The following is a 16,777-nucleotide window of genomic DNA, read 5'->3' on the forward strand; positions in this document are numbered from 1 at the left end:
TGATTACAACATTAAAGAGCAGAGGAGATGGAGATACAACCATCTTCAATCGATAGCCCTAAATGCACGATCAACCTTTGATCGCGATTGTAAGTGTCTTTGGAATCATGACCAACGCCGAACGCCTCATATCCCAGAAAATAACGACTTAGACGTATAAAATCAGAGGATTGGGAGATGAATGAATAACATCATTCAGGAGGCGATGAAGTGAAAAAGAAGACCAACAAGTTAAAATATATGGCTGGCGCCTTTGTGGCCGGAGCCCTGCTGTTAACAGGGATTTTGTTCGCTGCCGCGAATCCCGAAGGAACCTTGGATTCGATTAAACACACGATGTCTAAAATAAGCCACTACGTTAACGGAAAGGGCGACTCCACTGTTGACGGACCATTGGCGAAACAAGGGACGGCGGCCTCGGATTCTAAGATGCCTAACGGCAGCGGCGATGTACCCGCTGGCATGGTTTCGGATCCGGTTAACCAACCCGTGTTCTGGGACCAGGCTTCCAGGAAGGAATCTCTGGGACATCCTGTAGTCAAGCTGTTCAATGCGGCGGGGGAGTCTGTTGGTTCCGTTACCTTGGAGCAGATCAATGACGGGGTAAAGGCGAAGATTAACGCATCCGGCCTCACACCAGGAAAGCATGGTTTCCATGTGCATGAGAACACGATCAAAGATAGGGATTTCAAATCTGCTGGTGGGCATTTTAATCCGACCGACAAGCATCATGGCCTTAAGCATCCGCAAGGAAGCCATGTTGGCGATATGCCGAATCTGGTCGTAGGTGCAGACGGCACCGTGGAAGCGGAGATGATCATCCAGCATGGAACCCTTGAAAAGAACCAGCTGAACTCAGTGCTCGGACGCTCGCTGATCATTCATGCCGGCGAAGATGACGAAGTAACCGATCCATCCGGAAATTCCGGTGATCGGGTGGCTGGGGGAAATATCCCGGAGTAATCTAATCTGGCAGGTCAACGGAAACGCATCTCTATAGGGAGATGCGTTTTTTTTTACAGAAATGAGCAGTCAGTATGACTTTATGCAATACCTTTCCAATGTCCAGATTGAAGAATATTGGATGTTTTTAGAGTGTTTTCGGATTACGTTAAACTCTGTTAGTTGATAGACTTAACATAAGCGAAAAAAGTATGCGCTTACATTTGAGCGGAAGGGGTAATCACAATGCTAGGAAAACGAAAAGGGGTACTGCTGCTAACCATTCTATTACTGATCACATCAATGCTAGCAGCATGTGGATCAGACAATTCAAGCCAAGGTTCATCTAGCGAAGGTACATCCAGTACGGGTAGCGCTAGCAAAGACCCGATCAAGTTGGTACTGTGGAACACCTGGACGGATGAGGCTGCCGAGGGCAAGGCGGCGAAGGCGCGTGTTGAAGCCTTCAATGCAAGTCAAGAGGGAATTACAATTGAGATGCAGACGACGACGCATGACCAGTACAAGACGAAACTGAAAACGCAAGCAGCTGGCAAGCAACTACCAGAATTGTTTCAAGTCTGGCCAGGAGCAGAGCTGGAGCCGCTGGCAGCAGGTGGAGTGTTACTGCCGATTGATGAGATCAAGTCCAATTGGAGCGACTTGATTGCTGACGATATCATGGCAGAGTATGGGCATGACGGCAAGCAATATGCGGTACCTGGAACGATGAGTTACACCAGCTTGATCTTCTATGACAAGGATATGCTGAAGGCGGCAGGTTACGATGTGTTTCCAGATACTTATGCAGACTTCAAGGATATGATCGCCAAGCTGGTTGAGGGAGGCACAACGCCGATCCAACTGGGAAACAAAGGACAATGGGTATTGCAGTCAGTTTACTTGTCAACGATAGCGGATCGCGCGACGGGAAGCGACTATTTGACGAAGGTGTTGGATGGCAGCGCCACTTTCTCTGATCCACAATTTCTGCAAGGATTGTCCATTATCCAAGAGATGACTAGTTTGAAGGCATTCAATGAGGACATGAATACGCTGGACGACTTCCAAGCGAGAGATAACTTCATTCAAGGGAAGGGAGCTATGTTCTTCGGAGGATCATGGGATGTAGGACCGATCTTGGAAGTGAAGCCAGAAGGCAAGAATATCGGAGTAGCGCGGTTCCCGGTACTGGAAGGCGGATTAGGCAAGGCGGAGAACGTCTCAGGTGTTAGCAGTGTGGGTATTGCGCTGAATGCTGATCTGAGCAGTGAGGAAAAAGAAGCGGCGTTTGCATTTTTGAAGTACTTCTATAGCGAGGAATTGTATGCGAATCTCGTATTAGATGGCTTGATGATTCCAGCTAACATTGAGATACCAGAAGGTGTGTCAGAAGTGACGAAGGAAGTGATCGAGGCAACGAATGATGGTAAGGCACCTGTATACGACTCGGTATTGCCACCAACGGTCATCTCGGTGCTGAACAATGGCTTACAAGCAATCACACTGGGGACGATCACTCCAGAACAGCTGGCTTCTGATATGCAGAAGGAATTGCAAGTTCCATAGGTCATCGTTCACCATGCACGACTTGTGCGTGCTTCGTAAGATTGAATTGTAGTACGCACAGTCTACTTTAGTTCCTTAGGAGTGACAGTATGATTATAAATAAAAATACAAAATGGATCGTGTTGGCAGGGTTAGCACCTGCATTGTTTGTGTACGTTGTGTTTTCCATCGCACCCATATTTATGTCCTTTTACTATTCTTTTATGAGCTGGGATGGCTTTTCGGAGATGCGCTATATTGGGTTCGATAACTTTAAAAAGTTGTTTGGAGATTCTGTATTTTGGCATTCTCTCCTGAATAATGGGTACGTTATTCTGGCTTCGGTTGTTGGTCAATTGTCGATAGCTTTATTTATCGCCTTGTTGATGAACCGTAAATTAAGAGGTCTGAAATTTTTTCGTACAGTTGGCTTCATTCCAGTCATCCTCTCTTCCGTTGTCGTCGCCTTGACATGGAGCTTGATCTATAATTCGGACACCGGTTTGCTTAATGAGTTTTTAAGACTAATTGGTCTTGATTCGTGGGCTCAGAACTGGCTTGGTGATACGAAGTACGCTATGTTGTCGGTGTGTGTAACGATAATTTGGCAATTTATCGGATTGTATTTAATGATATTTTTAGCAGCGCTTCAGAATATATCTGGTGAGATCTTGGAGGCATCCGCGATAGATGGGGCTTCAGAATGGACAAAAACCACGAAAATTATTATTCCTATGATGAAAGAAACCATTTTTGCTACCCTTGTCCTAGCAATCTCTGGTAGCTTAAAGACGTTTGATCAGATATTTGTCATGACTCTTGGAGGTCCAGCCCATGCCACGGAAGTAACGGCCATCTACATGTACAACAAGTCATTTGACACGCTTCAGTTTGGTTATGGTAGTTCAGTAGCTGTTGTTATATTTATAGTCGGTGTTGCCTTGATTGCGATGGTTAACAAATTAATGGGACAAAGAACGAATTAATAGGAGGATGAGAGGTGAAACTTGGATATGTAAAAAAAATAAAAAAAGCAACTATTTATTTGATATTAGTAGCATACTCGCTGATCAATCTTTATCCAATTATCTGGATGGTTATTAATTCTTTTAAAACGAAAGAGCAGTTTTCAAGAGACAAGTTGGGTCTGCCAGATGGCTTGAATTTTCAAAACTATGTGGACGCTTGGCATACAGCAAATTTCAGTGATTATTTTGGCAACAGTGTATTTGTGTCAGTGGTTTCGGTTCTTATTACTGTCATTTTTGGAGCATTGGCTGCGTTTTTTATTGCCCGATTCAATTTGAAAATGAACAAATGGGCTTATAGTTTCTTTTTATTTGGCATGCTTGTACCGATTCATGCTACCTTGATTCCCATGTTTTTGCTTATGCAGCAACTGAATCTGATTAATACACGAAGCGCTTTGATTTTTCCGTATGCAGCATTTAACCTGCCCATTGCTATCTTTTTGTTGGTTAGCTTTATGAAGGCTTTCCCCAAAGACGTGGAGGAATCTGCTGTTATGGACGGGGCGAAGACACTACGTATTTTTTGGTCCATCATTCTGCCCATGACAAGACCAGCGGTTGCAACAGTAACTATACTCAGCTTTATCAATAATTGGAATGAGTTTGTATTTGCACTAGTATTGGTTAATGATCCTAAGCTGATGACACTGCCATTAGGTCTGCAGAATTTTGCAGGGCAATATACAACCAACTATGTAAGTCAGATGGCTGGGCTTACCATGGCACTGATACCTATTCTAGCAATCTATCTGTTGTTGGAAAAATATATCGTAAACGGTATGACAGCAGGTGCAGTCAAAGGTTAAGAAATCAATAGATGGTGGGCTGATACGATGTTCAGATGGTCTTTTTACAAAAACTACAAGCACTTGAGCCTAAAATATAAATTTCTCATTGTGTTTCTACTTGTCATTACCCTACCAACGATGCTTATTGGAACCTATATCTATTATGAGATGGATCTAGTATTCAAGAAGCAAGCATTGGAATCGACTCAAGATGTACTGGACAAAATTGAAAACAATCTGATTTCTATTGTTAGGGAAGTGGAGAACATCTCAGCCTACGCAATATTTAATGATGATATCCGAAGATATATGTTGGCATCAACAGAGCAACTGAATGATCGGGATATGGTGCAGCGCATTGCTAATATTAATGGTTATTTGCTCTTTCAACTGCAGTCCAAAGAATTTATCACGTCTATTAAACTTGAGAGTGTAAATGGTCAATGCATTGATGCTGGCGAACCTATGAATGGAGATGAGCAGCAATGGAATACAATTGCAGCTCAGCGGAAGGGTCTTATGGTATGGAGTGATGCCTACCAATTACAAAGCGCATGGAGCGGTAAGAGTAAAGGGGTGATCTCGTTATCTAGAGTGATTAATGATTATAACGATATTCGGAAACAAATTGGTCTTGTCCGCATCAGACTGGATGTACAGCAGCTGAATAAGCTTGTAGAAATCCCAAATCTTAGCGCTCATGGAGCAGTGTATCTGACGAATGAACATAATCAAGCCATTCTTAAAGTGGGCAATGATGGTCCAGAGCTGGGGCAGTTGCTTCAAGATATCGATAACACGCAAGAATCATCATTTCAATATTCAGCAGATGAAAAGGATTATCTTGTAGTTAAGCGGTCAATTGCAGATGTCAATTGGAACTTGATTGCTGTCGTCAATGAAAAGTCAGTAGCAAATCAACTCGCTCAAATTAGTGCGTTGATCCGTAATATGGCTATCACCTTAACGATATTAGGACTTGTTGCGCTGATCGGTTTCTATTACTCTATTGTTCGCCGCATCATCGACTTAACGAGAAAGACAGAGCGGATGGTGAAGCGCGATTTCTCCGTGAGGGTTCATGTCACTGCTATGGATGAGATCGGCAAGCTCGGAACGAGATTCAACCAGATGGTAGAAACGATTCAGAGCTATATTGAGATTGAGTATAACTTGAAGATCAAGCAGAAAGAGTTCGAGTTGAAGGCATTGTTCAGTCAAATCGATCCTCATTTTCTCTATAATACACTTGATATGATTCGCTGGAAGGCGAGGCTGGAGAAGGCAGAAGAGACGAGTCGCTTAATTGAACAATTGTCTCGTATTTTTCGAGTCAATCTGCAGCAAAAGATATGGAATTCCCTTGGAGACGAAATTCTTTTCTTATCTAGTTATCTGGATCTGCAACAGAAAAGAATCGGCAATACGCTGCAATATCACATCTTTTATGACTGTACCATCGAATCTTTAACCTTGATGAAGCAAACCATTCAAATATTGGTTGAAAATTCGATCGTTCATGGGTTCAAGATGCAACGAACACTTAAGACGATATGTGTTCGCTGCTATGAAGAGAACTCGATGCTGGTCATTGATGTCATTGATAATGGCTGTGGACTGACTTTCAAGCAGTTCAATCGCTGTATCCATGAAAATGAAGGACATGCTCTCAAAAATCTTCAAGATCGTTTGGTGCTAGCCTTTGGAAGCAATTACGGACTCCGATGGAATAAACCTAACAAATCGGGAACATGGATCACAATCTGTTTACCGATCATTCCAAAAGATATAAATGTAGAAAGGCTCTATCAACCTTTGGGGGAATCACACAATGAGAAAGATACTATTGGTAGATGACGAACCTATTATGTGTGAAGGTCTCAGGCTGACTGTACCATGGGAAGAATGCGGGGCAGAAGTAGTTGGTGTAGCCCAGGATGGTCTTGAAGCCCTTAACTGGCTGGAGGCACATGGAGACGTCGATATTATACTAAGTGATGTCAGAATGCCTATAATGGACGGTCTGGAGATGGCTGAAAGGCTTCATAAGCTACCGAAAACGCCTACAGTCATACTCCTTAGTGGATACGATGATTTTGAGTATGCCAGAAAAGCAATGGGGGTAGGCGTTAAAAGTTATTTGCTGAAGCCTGTAGAAATTAGTGAGTTAATAGAAACCGTACGTACAGTTGTGGAAAAGATCAATCGTAAGGAACAAGAAGATGAATATTATTTGGAGATGGAACTCCGAAATATCATTTTGGGGAAAATTGAGGGCGATGAGCGCCTCTTTAATCAGGATAATGAACTCCTGCAAAGGAACGCTTATTTTGCACTAAGCAGCAAGACGGATCAATCCATCATGAGGAGTGACAGCCAATACGCTTGTATTCAAGCTGTATTGAAGCAATACCAATTAAAAGCACTGTTTATCGAACTGGATGAGCATCTTTCCTTAATCTGTATCTATCAATGGCTGCAAGCGCTCTCTCGGCTAGAGTTGAGGCATCTGCTAAAGGAAGCGAAGAAATCTAATGTGGGCTTCATTGCATTAAATACTACTCCTCATCCTATAAGTGAAGTGAATCACATTTATTCTAATCTTAGATCCACTTTAACTGAGAGTATTGCACGCAATCGTCGCTTCACCTATGTGCGATCGCATCATAATCCAAGTAATCTTTCATGGAACAGCATGCATGATGTGCCCACGGAATTGGTTGATGAATTAATTAAGGGTGTATTCAAGTCAGATATCAATCAAATTATGGAAGTGGTTAGAAAGTTGATTGAATTTTTTTTGCAGAACGTCTGTTTATTGCCAGATGCATATAAGCAATGCCAATACATTGAGAATAAGATCGTGCTTCAATATGAAAAATTAGTTCGGAATAAAGAATTTCCTATTCGGGAATTTAAAATTCAGTCTGTCACTACATATGGTTCCTATAACAGGCTGCGCCAATTGCTTGAGGAAGATATGGCTGCTGCTGCCTATTTCGTAGATCAAGGTAAGACCAGACATCAACATTGGGCGATGGAAAGTGCGATTGAATATATTCAAAAGTACTATGCAAGTGACATCAAAGCTTCAGAGGTTGCAGATCTTATTAATCTATCTCCGAACTACTTCAGCTCTTTATTTAAGCAGGATGTAGGCATGAGCTTCAATGAATATCTAAATGAATTTCGAATTGAGAAGGCAAAGCTGCTGCTGGAAAAAACACCGGACAAGGTAAGGCAAATTGCCAGTCAAGTTGGATATCAAGAGTATAAATATTTCGTACAAGTATTCAAAAAATTTACTAAAGTCACACCAACAGAATATAGAAAGATCCTGCATGGTGAGTCCTCAAATACTTAATCTAGGAGTGACAGAAATTGAAAATCTACCGATATGAAAATAATCCGCTTGTCGTGCCAGAAGATGTGAAGCCCCATAAGGAAGGGTATGAGGTAATAGGTGCCTTTAACGCTGGAATAACCAGTTATGGTGACGAGATCATCATGCTGCTTCGCGTTGCTGAAAGACCCATTAGCTACGAGCCAGATGTTGTGAGAGCACCTGTCTATCGAACAGATACCCATCAACTGGAGATTCTAGAATTTCACACGAGTGATGAGCGCTATGATTTTTCCGATCCTCGGTTTATATGCAGGAGAGGAGAGTCCAAATGGGAGTTTCTCACTTCATTATCTTATCTTCGCATCGCAAGAAGTAAAGACGGACGTCATTTTACTGTGGATGACGAGCCTGCAATCTATCCTTTCAGTGAGCTAGAGGTCTATGGGATAGAAGATCCGCGCATTACAGCAATGGACGATGGCTACTACATCTACTATAGCGCCGCTTCCTCCTATGGGGTTGGTGAGGTTCTTGCATACACTGCGGATTTTGTTACATTCGAACGGCGGGGCATGATATTTGCACCTGAGAATAAGGATGTGCTCATATTCCCAGAGAAGATCAACGGAAAATACTATGCACTGCACAGACCTGTGCCGAAGAGTAATGCTGATCCTGAGATTTGGATAGCTGAATCTGACAATTTGTTGTATTGGGGCAATCATCAGCATTTAATAGGGCTCCGAGAAGGCATGTGGGACGATGGCAGAATCGGTGGAGGAGCAGTCCCGATTAAGACTGAGAGAGGCTGGCTTGAGCTGTATCACGGTGCTTCTAAGGACAATCGTTATTGTATGGGCGCTATACTGCTTGATCTGAATGATCCATCGAAGGTGATTGCACGCTCAACTGAACCTTTTCTTGTGCCAGAGGCTGAGTATGAGATGAAAGGATTCTTTGGCGGGGTTGTGTTCTCCTGCGGTGCAATAGTCGTAGGAGATACAGTAAAGATGTACTACGGAGCAGCGGATACATGTATGGCTGGCTGTGAATTCAGCATAACAGAGCTGCTGGATAGCTTGGATTATGTATAAGGTTGATATTCTTTGAAGTGCGTGTTCAAAAAGGTCGGTTTTCAGCACCGAGAAGGTTGGATGAAGCTAGGGACTGAGGAGCGGAGCGTACGTTGTAGGTACGTGAGCACCGGAAGTCCCCGGGTGAATTCAAGATTCGATGCCGAGTTACTTCTTGATTCACTTCGTGATCAAAAGCGGACTTTTTGAACAACCTCTTGAAGAATTTTGGATGTTTTTAGAGTATTTTCGGATTACGTTAAACTCTGTTAGTTGATAGTCTTTAACATAAGCGCAAATAAAGTATGCGCTTACATTTGAAGCAGAAGGGGTAATCACAATGCTAGGAAAACGAAAAGGGGTACTGCTGCTAACCATTCTATTACTGATCACATCAATGCTAGCAGCATGTGGATCAGACAATTCAAGCCAAGGTTCATCTAGCGGAGGTACATCCAGTACGGGTAGCGCTAGCAAAGACCCGATCAAGTTGGTACTGTGGAACACCTGGACGGATGAGGCTGCCGAGGGCAAGGCGGCGAAGGCGCGTGTTGAAGCCTTCAATGCAAGTCAAGAGGGAATTACAGTTGAGATGCAGACGACGACGCATGACCAGTACAAGACGAAGCTGAAAACGCAAGCAGCTGGCAAGCAACTACCAGAATTGCTTCAAGTCTGGCCAGGAGCAGAGCTGGAGCCGCTGGCAGCAGGTGGAGTGTTACTGCCGATTGATGAGATCAAGTCCAATTGGAGCGACTTGATTGCTGACGATATCATGGCAGAGTATGGGCATGACGGCAAGCAATATGCGGTACCTGGAACGATGAGTTACACCAGCTTGATCTTCTATGACAAGGATATGCTGAAGGCGGCAGGTTACGATGTGTTTCCAGATACCTATGCAGACTTCAAGGATATGATCGCCAAGCTGGTTGAGGGAGGCACAACGCCGATCCAACTGGGAAACAAAGGACAATGGGTATTGCAGTCAGTTTACTTGTCAACGATAGCGGATCGCGCGACGGGAAGCGACTATTTGACGAAGGTGTTGGATGGCAGCGCCACTTTCTCTGATCCACAATTTCTGCAAGGATTGTCCGTTATCCAAGAGATGACTAGTTTGAAGACATTCAATGAGGACATGAATACGCTGGATGACTTCCAAGCGAGAGATAACTTCATTCAAGGGAAGGGAGCTATGTTCTTCGGAGGATCATGGGATGTAGGACCGATCTTGGAAGTGAAGCCAGAAGGCAAGAATATCGGAGTAGCGCGGTTCCCGGTACTGGAAGGCGGATTAGGCAAGGCGGAGAACGTCTCAGGTGTTAGCAGTGTGGGTATTGCGCTGAATGCTGATCTGAGCAGTGAGGAAAAAGAAGCGGCGTTTGCATTTTTGAAGTACTTCTATAGCGAGGAATTGTATGCGAATCTCGTATTAGATGGCTTGATGATTCCAGCTAACATTGAGATACCAGAAGGTGTGTCAGAAGTGACGAAGGAAGTGATTGAGGCAACGAATGATGGTAAGGCGCCTGTATACGACTCGGTATTGCCAGCAACGGTCATCTCGGTGCTGAACAATGGCTTACAAGCAATCACACTGGGGGCGATCACTCCAGAACAGCTGGCTTCTGATATGCAGAAGGAATTGAATAACTACCAGGAGGTCACAAAATGAGTCTGGTTGCTCATAAAAAATGGATAAGCATTCTGATGGTAGCGGCTAACAAGGAGCACATGTGGATGGCTAACCAAATGCAAAGGTTTGTAAAAAGGTGGATATGTCTTGTTATTGTTTGTTCAATGATATCTTCCCTATTTTTATACTCGTCCGTATCGGCGAGCACTCCCGAGGAGACGAATGTTTCTCAAGAGATCTCTGATATGAAATTGATGAAAAAGCGTATGGTTGATTTTTACATCTCCAAAGATATCATAAATGACGGAACGAACGGTCGGGTCGAATGGACCTTCAAATCACAGGCAGGTACTTATTTATCCAATCAAAAATCGGATGGAAGCTGGGGGGATGTCGATTACGCGAGTACAGCCTCCAGCGCCAATGGGAGAGCCTGGTCACCCTACCTTGCATTAGATCGGATGCAATCGATGGCTCAGGCGTTCGCTGACCCGAATGGTCCGTACTATCATAGTGAAGCAATGTTAGGCGGTATTCAAAAGGCGCTGGACTACTGGTTCACGGTAAAGCCGACTTCAACCAACTGGTGGGAGACCGGAATCGGCAAACAACTAAGGCTGGAAAAAATTGCGCTTCTATGTGAAGGCTATTTAACGGCAACGCAAGTCTCCAATATTATTGACACGTTAGACAGCAGCCCTCACACTGTCGATGGAGCCAATTCGTCCTGGTACAATCAAAATTATATGTACCGGGGCTTATTGCTGGAGGATGCCCAGATCGTTCGGAACGCCGTGAATGCGTTTAACGTACTGTCGAATGTGACGACGACTTTGACGGGAATCCAGTCAGACATGTCTTTTTTCATGCATGGCAAAACGAATTATACGACGGGCTATGGAAGAAGCTTTGCCAGAGATATGTCATTCTGGGCGTACATTACCTCGGGCACCATGTTCTCATACAGCGAGGCGGCGATTGATTCGTTATCGTCATACTTGTTGGACGGCACCAGGTATCTCGTGAGAGGTGATGTTGCCGATCTGGGCATGGGGATGAATGGACCTGACTGGCCGGATTATGCGAGCGCGGCTTTGACCTTCTATGAAGATCCGTTGCAGTGGATGGAGACGGCCAATCCGAAGCGGGCTGGGGAGTTTGCAAGTTTCCTTTACAATATTCGCAACTTCGGTACGAGCACGAGCAACGGACTGAATGCCAACAATATGACGCAATGGCAGACGCTAGTCTCCTCCCATATGCGAAATGACTATGGAATTACGGTCAAGATGTCTTCCAGCACGGTCAAAGGCGGCGAATGGAGAACAATTAATCCTAGCGGATATAACCTGTTGTACTGGACGCCGCAAGGAGCCACCGCCATTCAGAGAACCGGCGACGAATACAGACCCGTTTATCCGCTGATGGATTGGGCCCATGTTCCCGGAACGACGGCCCCGTACGCATTCACGAAAGACGGGAACTTCAACAATCCCAAGACGTTTATAGGCGGAGTGACAACCGAGCGTTATGGAGCCACCGCGTTTGATTTTAACAAGCTGAGTACAAGCGGGAAGAAAGGTTACTTCTTTTTCGATGATGAAATGGTGGCGCTTGGTACAGGAATCACTTCGACGAATGCGGCTCCTATCCACACGACATTAAACCAAAGTCAGGCGATAGGCGAAGTTCTCGTAGATGGTAATCCGATAGCGGACGGAACGATGCAAACCAACGGACGCTGGGCTTATAACGATAATATCGGCTATATATTCCCGAATCCGACGGATTTTCAAGTAAAACGGGAGACGAAAACCGGAAAATGGAGCGACGTCATCTTGGGAAGTTCAACGGAGGCGATTACAAAGCCGATTTTTTCGCTTTGGCTAGATCATGGCGTGAATCCCACAAACGCTTCCTACCAATACATTGTATTGCCGAACAAAACCTCCGAAGAGGTCAGCAGCTACGCGAGCGACAACCCGATAAGTATTCTTTCGAATACATCGTCCGTCCAGGCTGTCCGGCATACGTCTCTGGGAATTGCGGAGTTGCTGTTTTATCAACCCGGAACGGTGACGGTGAGAGACGGTTTGACTGTCACAGTAGATCAACCCGCAATGGTTATCGTTGACGAATCCACAGCACCTGTCCGTATTTCAGTTGCCAATCCCGAAACACCGGGGATTACAGTGAACGTGACGCTGGATCGAAACGGAGAAACTTCCACGACAAGCTATACGCTCGGCAAGGATACGTTCACAGGCCGAAGCATTACTTTGAATGAGGGATCCTCCATCGACGACAGCGGATTCGATCTCGCTTACGATAAAGGTGCAACCGCTTCATCCAGCAAAGACAACCTATATGCCTCGAAGGCTACGGATCTTTACAGAACTTCGTATTGGGGTTCAAACGATTCGGATAATGAATGGATTTATGTTGATTTACAAAATCAATTTTTGATCAATAAAGTTAGGCTAAATTGGGAGAAAGCGTACGGGGAGAGTTATAAAATTCAAGTATCGAACGATGCTGTCACCTGGACGGATGTTTACTCAACGACGACGGGTGAAGGCGGAATCGAAGAGATTTCTTTCAGTCCAGTCAGTGCCAGGTACGTTCGTATGCAAGGAGTTCAGCAGGGTACCGGAAATGGCTACTCACTTAATGAATTTAATGTGTATGAAGCAGTACCACCCAATCTTGCAGAGGGCAAGCCGGTAAAGGCAAGCTCGTCCAAAGCCGCGAACGTGGGGCCTGGTTATGCAGTCGATGGCTCACTTAGTACCCGTTGGGGATCTAACTATTCCGATCAGGAGTGGATCTATGTCGATCTTGGCACTAGTCAATCCTTCCAGGGGGTCGATCTACATTGGGAAGACGCGTATGGTAAGGCGTACCAAATTCAGGTTTCCAACGACGCGACGAATTGGACTACAGTTTACAGCACCACAACCGGAGACGGCGGAATCGATAGGATCTCCTTCGAACCAGTGAATGCAAGATACGTTAAGATGAATGGCACGAAAAGAGCGACCACATACGGCTACTCACTCTGGGAATTTAAAGTGTATTCGGCTCTTGCTACCGCCCCGGACGCGCCTTCTGATGTGCATGCCATCGGTCATGACGGGTCTGCTGAGGTGAGCTTTGCCGCGCCGATCCATAACGGCGGAAGCGAAATTACAGGCTATAAGGTAACCGCGTGGGCAAACGGAGAAGCTGTTGCGACGGCGGAAGGTTCGGACAGCCCAATCACCGTCACCGGTCTGACGAACGGTACGGCGTATACCTTTACGGTGATAGCAAGGAACGCCAAATGGGAATCGGCCTCGTCCGCGCCGTCGAACGAAGTGATCCCATCGTCGGATGAAGCATCTGTTCCGGCTTCGCCTGCGAATTTGACGGCGGCGTCCGACGACCGATCCGTAACCTTAAGATGGGACGCTTCAGCGGAAAGCGTCACCTATTCCGTGTACCTATATGAAGGCATGGCGGCGCCGGCCGATCCGGGCAACTGGCAGCTGGTTCAAGCCAGCGTAACGGAAGCCACATATACGGTAACCGGATTGACGAACGGAACGAGCTATGCGTTCACGGTGAAAGCCGTAGATGCGAGAGGCGAGAGTGATTTCTCCATGGCCGTGACGGCGACGCCGAATTCGACATTGTCGCAGGTTCCGGCAGCGCCGGTTCGTCTTGCCGCCTTGGCGGAAGACCGGAAAGTTTCGCTGAGTTGGGATGCCGTGGCTGGAGCGGATACCTATGTCGTTTACAAGTATGCAGGGTCTGCGGCTCCGGTTGATCCGGCCGATTGGGTGCAAGTTCAGGCGAACGTCACGGAAACCGCATACACAGTAACCGGTCTGACGAATGGCACGCAATACGCGTTCTCAGTGAAAGCCGTGGGAGCGGGGGGCGAGAGCAAGTTCTCCAATGCCGTGACGGCGACACCGAAGGATCCGCAACCGGAGACGCCGACGGCTCCGCAACCGGAGGCGCCGGTCAGCGGCACAGGTAATGGCAATGATACTTCCGTCATCGAATCGACTAACGGCATCATTCTTATTCCGAGTGGACGGGCCGGCGAGGTCAGCCTCGATAAAGAAGTTATCCTAACGATAGGCGCAGGGGCGGCGGAGCAAGAGCTGCGCATCAAGATCGAGAAGCTGCTCAGTACGGCAAACCTCGTATTCGATAAAGAAACGCTTGTCAGCAACGTCTTTGAATTGACGAAAAATACAACCGGCAACTTTAAGAAGCCGATCGTCATCTCGATGAAGTTCGATCCGTCTCTCGTAGAAGACAATCAGAGAGTCGCTATCTTCTACTATGACGAAGCAAAGAAAGCATGGATTGAAATAGGCGGCGTCGTGAACGGCGATCGAATTACGGCCGAGATTGATCACTTTACCAAGTTTGCGGTCATGGCTGTAGGCGAGAATAAGGACGAAAGCGGCGAACCGAACGCGCCGGCGCCATCGTTCACAGACATCGCAGAACATTGGGCGAAGAGCGCCATCCTGAGCGCGGCAGACATGAAGCTTGTCAGCGGCTATCCGGACGGAACGTTCAAGCCGAATGCCGCCATTACCCGCGCCGAATTTACGTTCATGCTGGCTAAGGCGCTTAAGCTGGAAGGAGCAGGTTCAGCGACTGCGTTTACGGATGAGGACAAAATTGGCGGATGGGCGAAGCAAGAAATCGCGAATGCTGTTGAAGCAGGCATTGTGAGCGGGTACGCGGACAGCAGCTTCCGACCGAATGCGCGTATTACCCGTGCGGAAATGGCAGCGATGATCGCTAGAGCGCTTAAACTGTCTGCTGAAGCAGGCGCAACGACCGGCTTCGCGGACGATAAGGACATCCCGAAGTGGGCGAAAGGCGCAATTGAGGCGGTTCGCAAGCTGGACATCGTGAGCGGCCGCGGCGACAATAAGTTCGTTCCGAACGGTACTGCGACCCGGGCGGAAGCGGTGACCATATTGGTTCGAATATTGGAACAATAAAACATAGATAACAGCAGGCACAGCGTAGGAACAGATATGTTCCTCATGCTGTGCCTGCGCTTTCTCCCGGTCATCTACAACCCGTCTACAATTTCGGGGTAATCGGGTAGGAGGCTACCCCTTAGATGTCACCTGAGCAGCCGCTTTAAATTATGCCTCTTCAGAATTCTCTTTGAACGATCGTCTTCAATGTATGTAATCCTTTTGCAATATCGACTATAAATTCTACCGCATATATACGTTCCATTCGTAGGCCGTACACTGGACACGGAAACGACGAGACCATATTCCTTCATCCCATCCATTCTCCTGGAGTTTTGCAAGGAAAACCAATATGACTTGGTTTTCCTGTTACCCGTGTAATGCATAAGCTTCTCTCATCCCTTACAAAGTATTCGTAGCTTCTTCCCACATAAAAATGACCATCGCTCGTGTTTGAGGGCTGCACTGCAAATTGACAAAAGTGAGGAGAATTATGATATGAATTGGCGTAACAAATTATTCTTTCCGGCTCTATGCCTACTTCATCAGCGAATCCTTGTATTTCATCTACAAAACCAGAGCATATTTTTTCAATTAAGATCATTCTCTTGTGAGCAGTTGATGCGGTAATGTAATTCTGCCCTTCTATTGGACTAGTGAAATAAGGTATATCTTCTGAATAGTGTTCTTTCATTGTAATCGCTCGTTGTTTACCGACCATATAATGGCTACCTTCAGCAACATGAATATCAAAAATCATGGGATCTTTCTCTTTATTTTTATTCAAACCTAGCACACCTCCAATGAGTGATTGCCTTATCTTTGGCGATCCTAACATTAAAAAAATTAGGTCTATTCTGTTGATTATCCATTTAAGCTTATTAAACTAACCTGCCCGTTAGCGCAACGCGGCTGTCGATCTATGCCGACAGCCGCGTTTTAGTTATTTATTAAGCTATAGGTCGTATAGGTAAGCGTTTGATGTTATCTCCAGCTTTTCCCTTGCTTCACACCGGACGTGCCAGTTTCCCGGCATCCGGCGTTCCATCTAAATGAATTTACTAAATCATAAGTTCCACGTTACTCCTAGAAAGAGAAGGTCAGATCGGTTCCAAACCGCATTTATTGCGGTACTGGTTGATCAACTTGACCATAGGCTCGGTGATGCCGAACTTGGATCTCAGCACGTCAATCGTCTCTTTGAGTGTAGAGTGAATTAATCTGTGAACCTCTTTATGGAGGATGCGCAGGTTGCTGAATTTATCGCTGCCTCCAAGATGTAGAGGTACATAGTGGTAGCAGTGAACGTACGTTGCAAAAAGATGAACGCCTGTAATTTTGCATTTCCCCATCTTCATGCTGTAGCGACTCATTCGATTGTCCATATATTCGACACTTCGGTTCGGAAGGTTTGAT

11 protein-coding genes are annotated in these 16,777 nt (G+C 45.8%); 9 read left to right on the plus strand and 2 right to left on the minus strand.

Going from position 1 to position 16,777, the window contains the following annotated elements:
* The first annotated feature begins 210 nt into the window (after positions 1-210).
* From ACOZB4_RS18300 to ACOZB4_RS18340, 9 genes are all read left to right on the plus strand, one after another.
* Positions 211-963 (plus strand): superoxide dismutase family protein, encoded by a 753-nt coding sequence (locus ACOZB4_RS18300; RefSeq protein ID WP_379406852.1) that lies wholly within the window; start codon positions 211-213, stop codon positions 961-963.
* 225 nt (positions 964-1,188) lie between these two features.
* Complete coding sequence (locus ACOZB4_RS18305) at positions 1,189-2,511, plus strand: extracellular solute-binding protein (protein ID WP_422759593.1); 1,323 nt, start codon at positions 1,189-1,191, stop codon at positions 2,509-2,511.
* Positions 2,512-2,600: 89 nt separating this feature from the next.
* A complete protein-coding gene (locus tag ACOZB4_RS18310) occupies positions 2,601-3,476 on the plus strand; it encodes a carbohydrate ABC transporter permease (RefSeq protein ID WP_379412197.1) in 876 nt (291 codons plus the stop codon).
* 14 nt (positions 3,477-3,490) lie between these two features.
* A complete protein-coding gene (locus ACOZB4_RS18315) occupies positions 3,491-4,327 on the plus strand; it encodes a carbohydrate ABC transporter permease (RefSeq protein WP_379412201.1) in 837 nt (278 codons plus the stop codon).
* Positions 4,328-4,354: 27 nt separating this feature from the next.
* The gene (locus ACOZB4_RS18320; protein ID WP_379412204.1) at positions 4,355-6,166 is read left to right on the plus strand and encodes a sensor histidine kinase; all 1,812 of its coding nucleotides are present in this window, start codon (positions 4,355-4,357) and stop codon (positions 6,164-6,166) included.
* Positions 6,141-7,673, plus strand: coding sequence for a response regulator transcription factor (locus ACOZB4_RS18325; protein ID WP_379412207.1), 1,533 nt, complete (start codon positions 6,141-6,143; stop codon positions 7,671-7,673). The genes ACOZB4_RS18320 and ACOZB4_RS18325 overlap by 26 nt, the downstream gene beginning before the upstream one ends.
* A 17-nt stretch (positions 7,674-7,690) precedes the next feature.
* A complete protein-coding gene (locus ACOZB4_RS18330; RefSeq protein WP_379412209.1) occupies positions 7,691-8,749 on the plus strand; it encodes a glycoside hydrolase family 130 protein in 1,059 nt (352 codons plus the stop codon).
* Between the two features lie 319 nt (positions 8,750-9,068).
* Positions 9,069-10,406, plus strand: a complete 1,338-nt coding sequence (locus ACOZB4_RS18335; protein WP_379412212.1) for an extracellular solute-binding protein — start codon at positions 9,069-9,071, stop codon at positions 10,404-10,406.
* A gap of 206 nt (positions 10,407-10,612) precedes the next feature.
* On the plus strand, positions 10,613-15,379 hold the full coding sequence (locus ACOZB4_RS18340) for a polysaccharide lyase family 8 super-sandwich domain-containing protein (protein WP_379412214.1): 4,767 nt from the start codon (positions 10,613-10,615) through the stop codon (positions 15,377-15,379).
* A gap of 292 nt (positions 15,380-15,671) precedes the next feature.
* Here the strand turns inward: ACOZB4_RS18340 and ACOZB4_RS18345 are convergent, their stop codons facing one another.
* Both ACOZB4_RS18345 and ACOZB4_RS18350 read right to left on the minus strand, forming a co-directional pair.
* Positions 15,672-16,148 carry a hypothetical protein gene (locus tag ACOZB4_RS18345; RefSeq protein WP_379412216.1) on the minus strand — a complete coding sequence of 159 codons (477 nt, stop codon included), beginning with the start codon at positions 16,146-16,148 and terminating at the stop codon, positions 15,672-15,674.
* Positions 16,149-16,461: 313 nt separating this feature from the next.
* Positions 16,462-16,734: an HNH endonuclease signature motif containing protein gene (locus ACOZB4_RS18350; RefSeq protein WP_422759594.1), complete on the minus strand. Its 273-nt coding sequence runs from the start codon at positions 16,732-16,734 to the stop codon at positions 16,462-16,464.
* Positions 16,735-16,777: the final 43 nt, after the last annotated feature.

This window comes from Paenibacillus sp. NPDC058898, from assembly GCF_049316025.1.
Taxonomy (GTDB): Bacteria; Bacillota; Bacilli; order Paenibacillales; family Paenibacillaceae; genus Paenibacillus_AQ.

What these genes read in the sequence shown, in the direction of transcription:
- ACOZB4_RS18340 (WP_379412214.1), top strand. Translation starts at nt 10,613, where the DNA reads ATGAAATTGATGAAAAAGCGTATGGTTGATTTTTACATCTCCAAAGAT.
- ACOZB4_RS18325 (WP_379412207.1), top strand. Translation starts at nt 6,141, where the DNA reads ATGAGAAAGATACTATTGGTAGATGACGAACCTATTATGTGTGAAGGT.
- ACOZB4_RS18335 (WP_379412212.1), top strand. Translation starts at nt 9,069, where the DNA reads ATGCTAGGAAAACGAAAAGGGGTACTGCTGCTAACCATTCTATTACTG.
- ACOZB4_RS18350 (WP_422759594.1), bottom strand. Translation starts at nt 16,734, where the DNA reads ATGAGTCGCTACAGCATGAAGATGGGGAAATGCAAAATTACAGGCGTT.
- ACOZB4_RS18305 (WP_422759593.1), top strand. Translation starts at nt 1,189, where the DNA reads ATGCTAGGAAAACGAAAAGGGGTACTGCTGCTAACCATTCTATTACTG.
- ACOZB4_RS18310 (WP_379412197.1), top strand. Translation starts at nt 2,601, where the DNA reads ATGATTATAAATAAAAATACAAAATGGATCGTGTTGGCAGGGTTAGCA.
- ACOZB4_RS18320 (WP_379412204.1), top strand. Translation starts at nt 4,355, where the DNA reads ATGTTCAGATGGTCTTTTTACAAAAACTACAAGCACTTGAGCCTAAAA.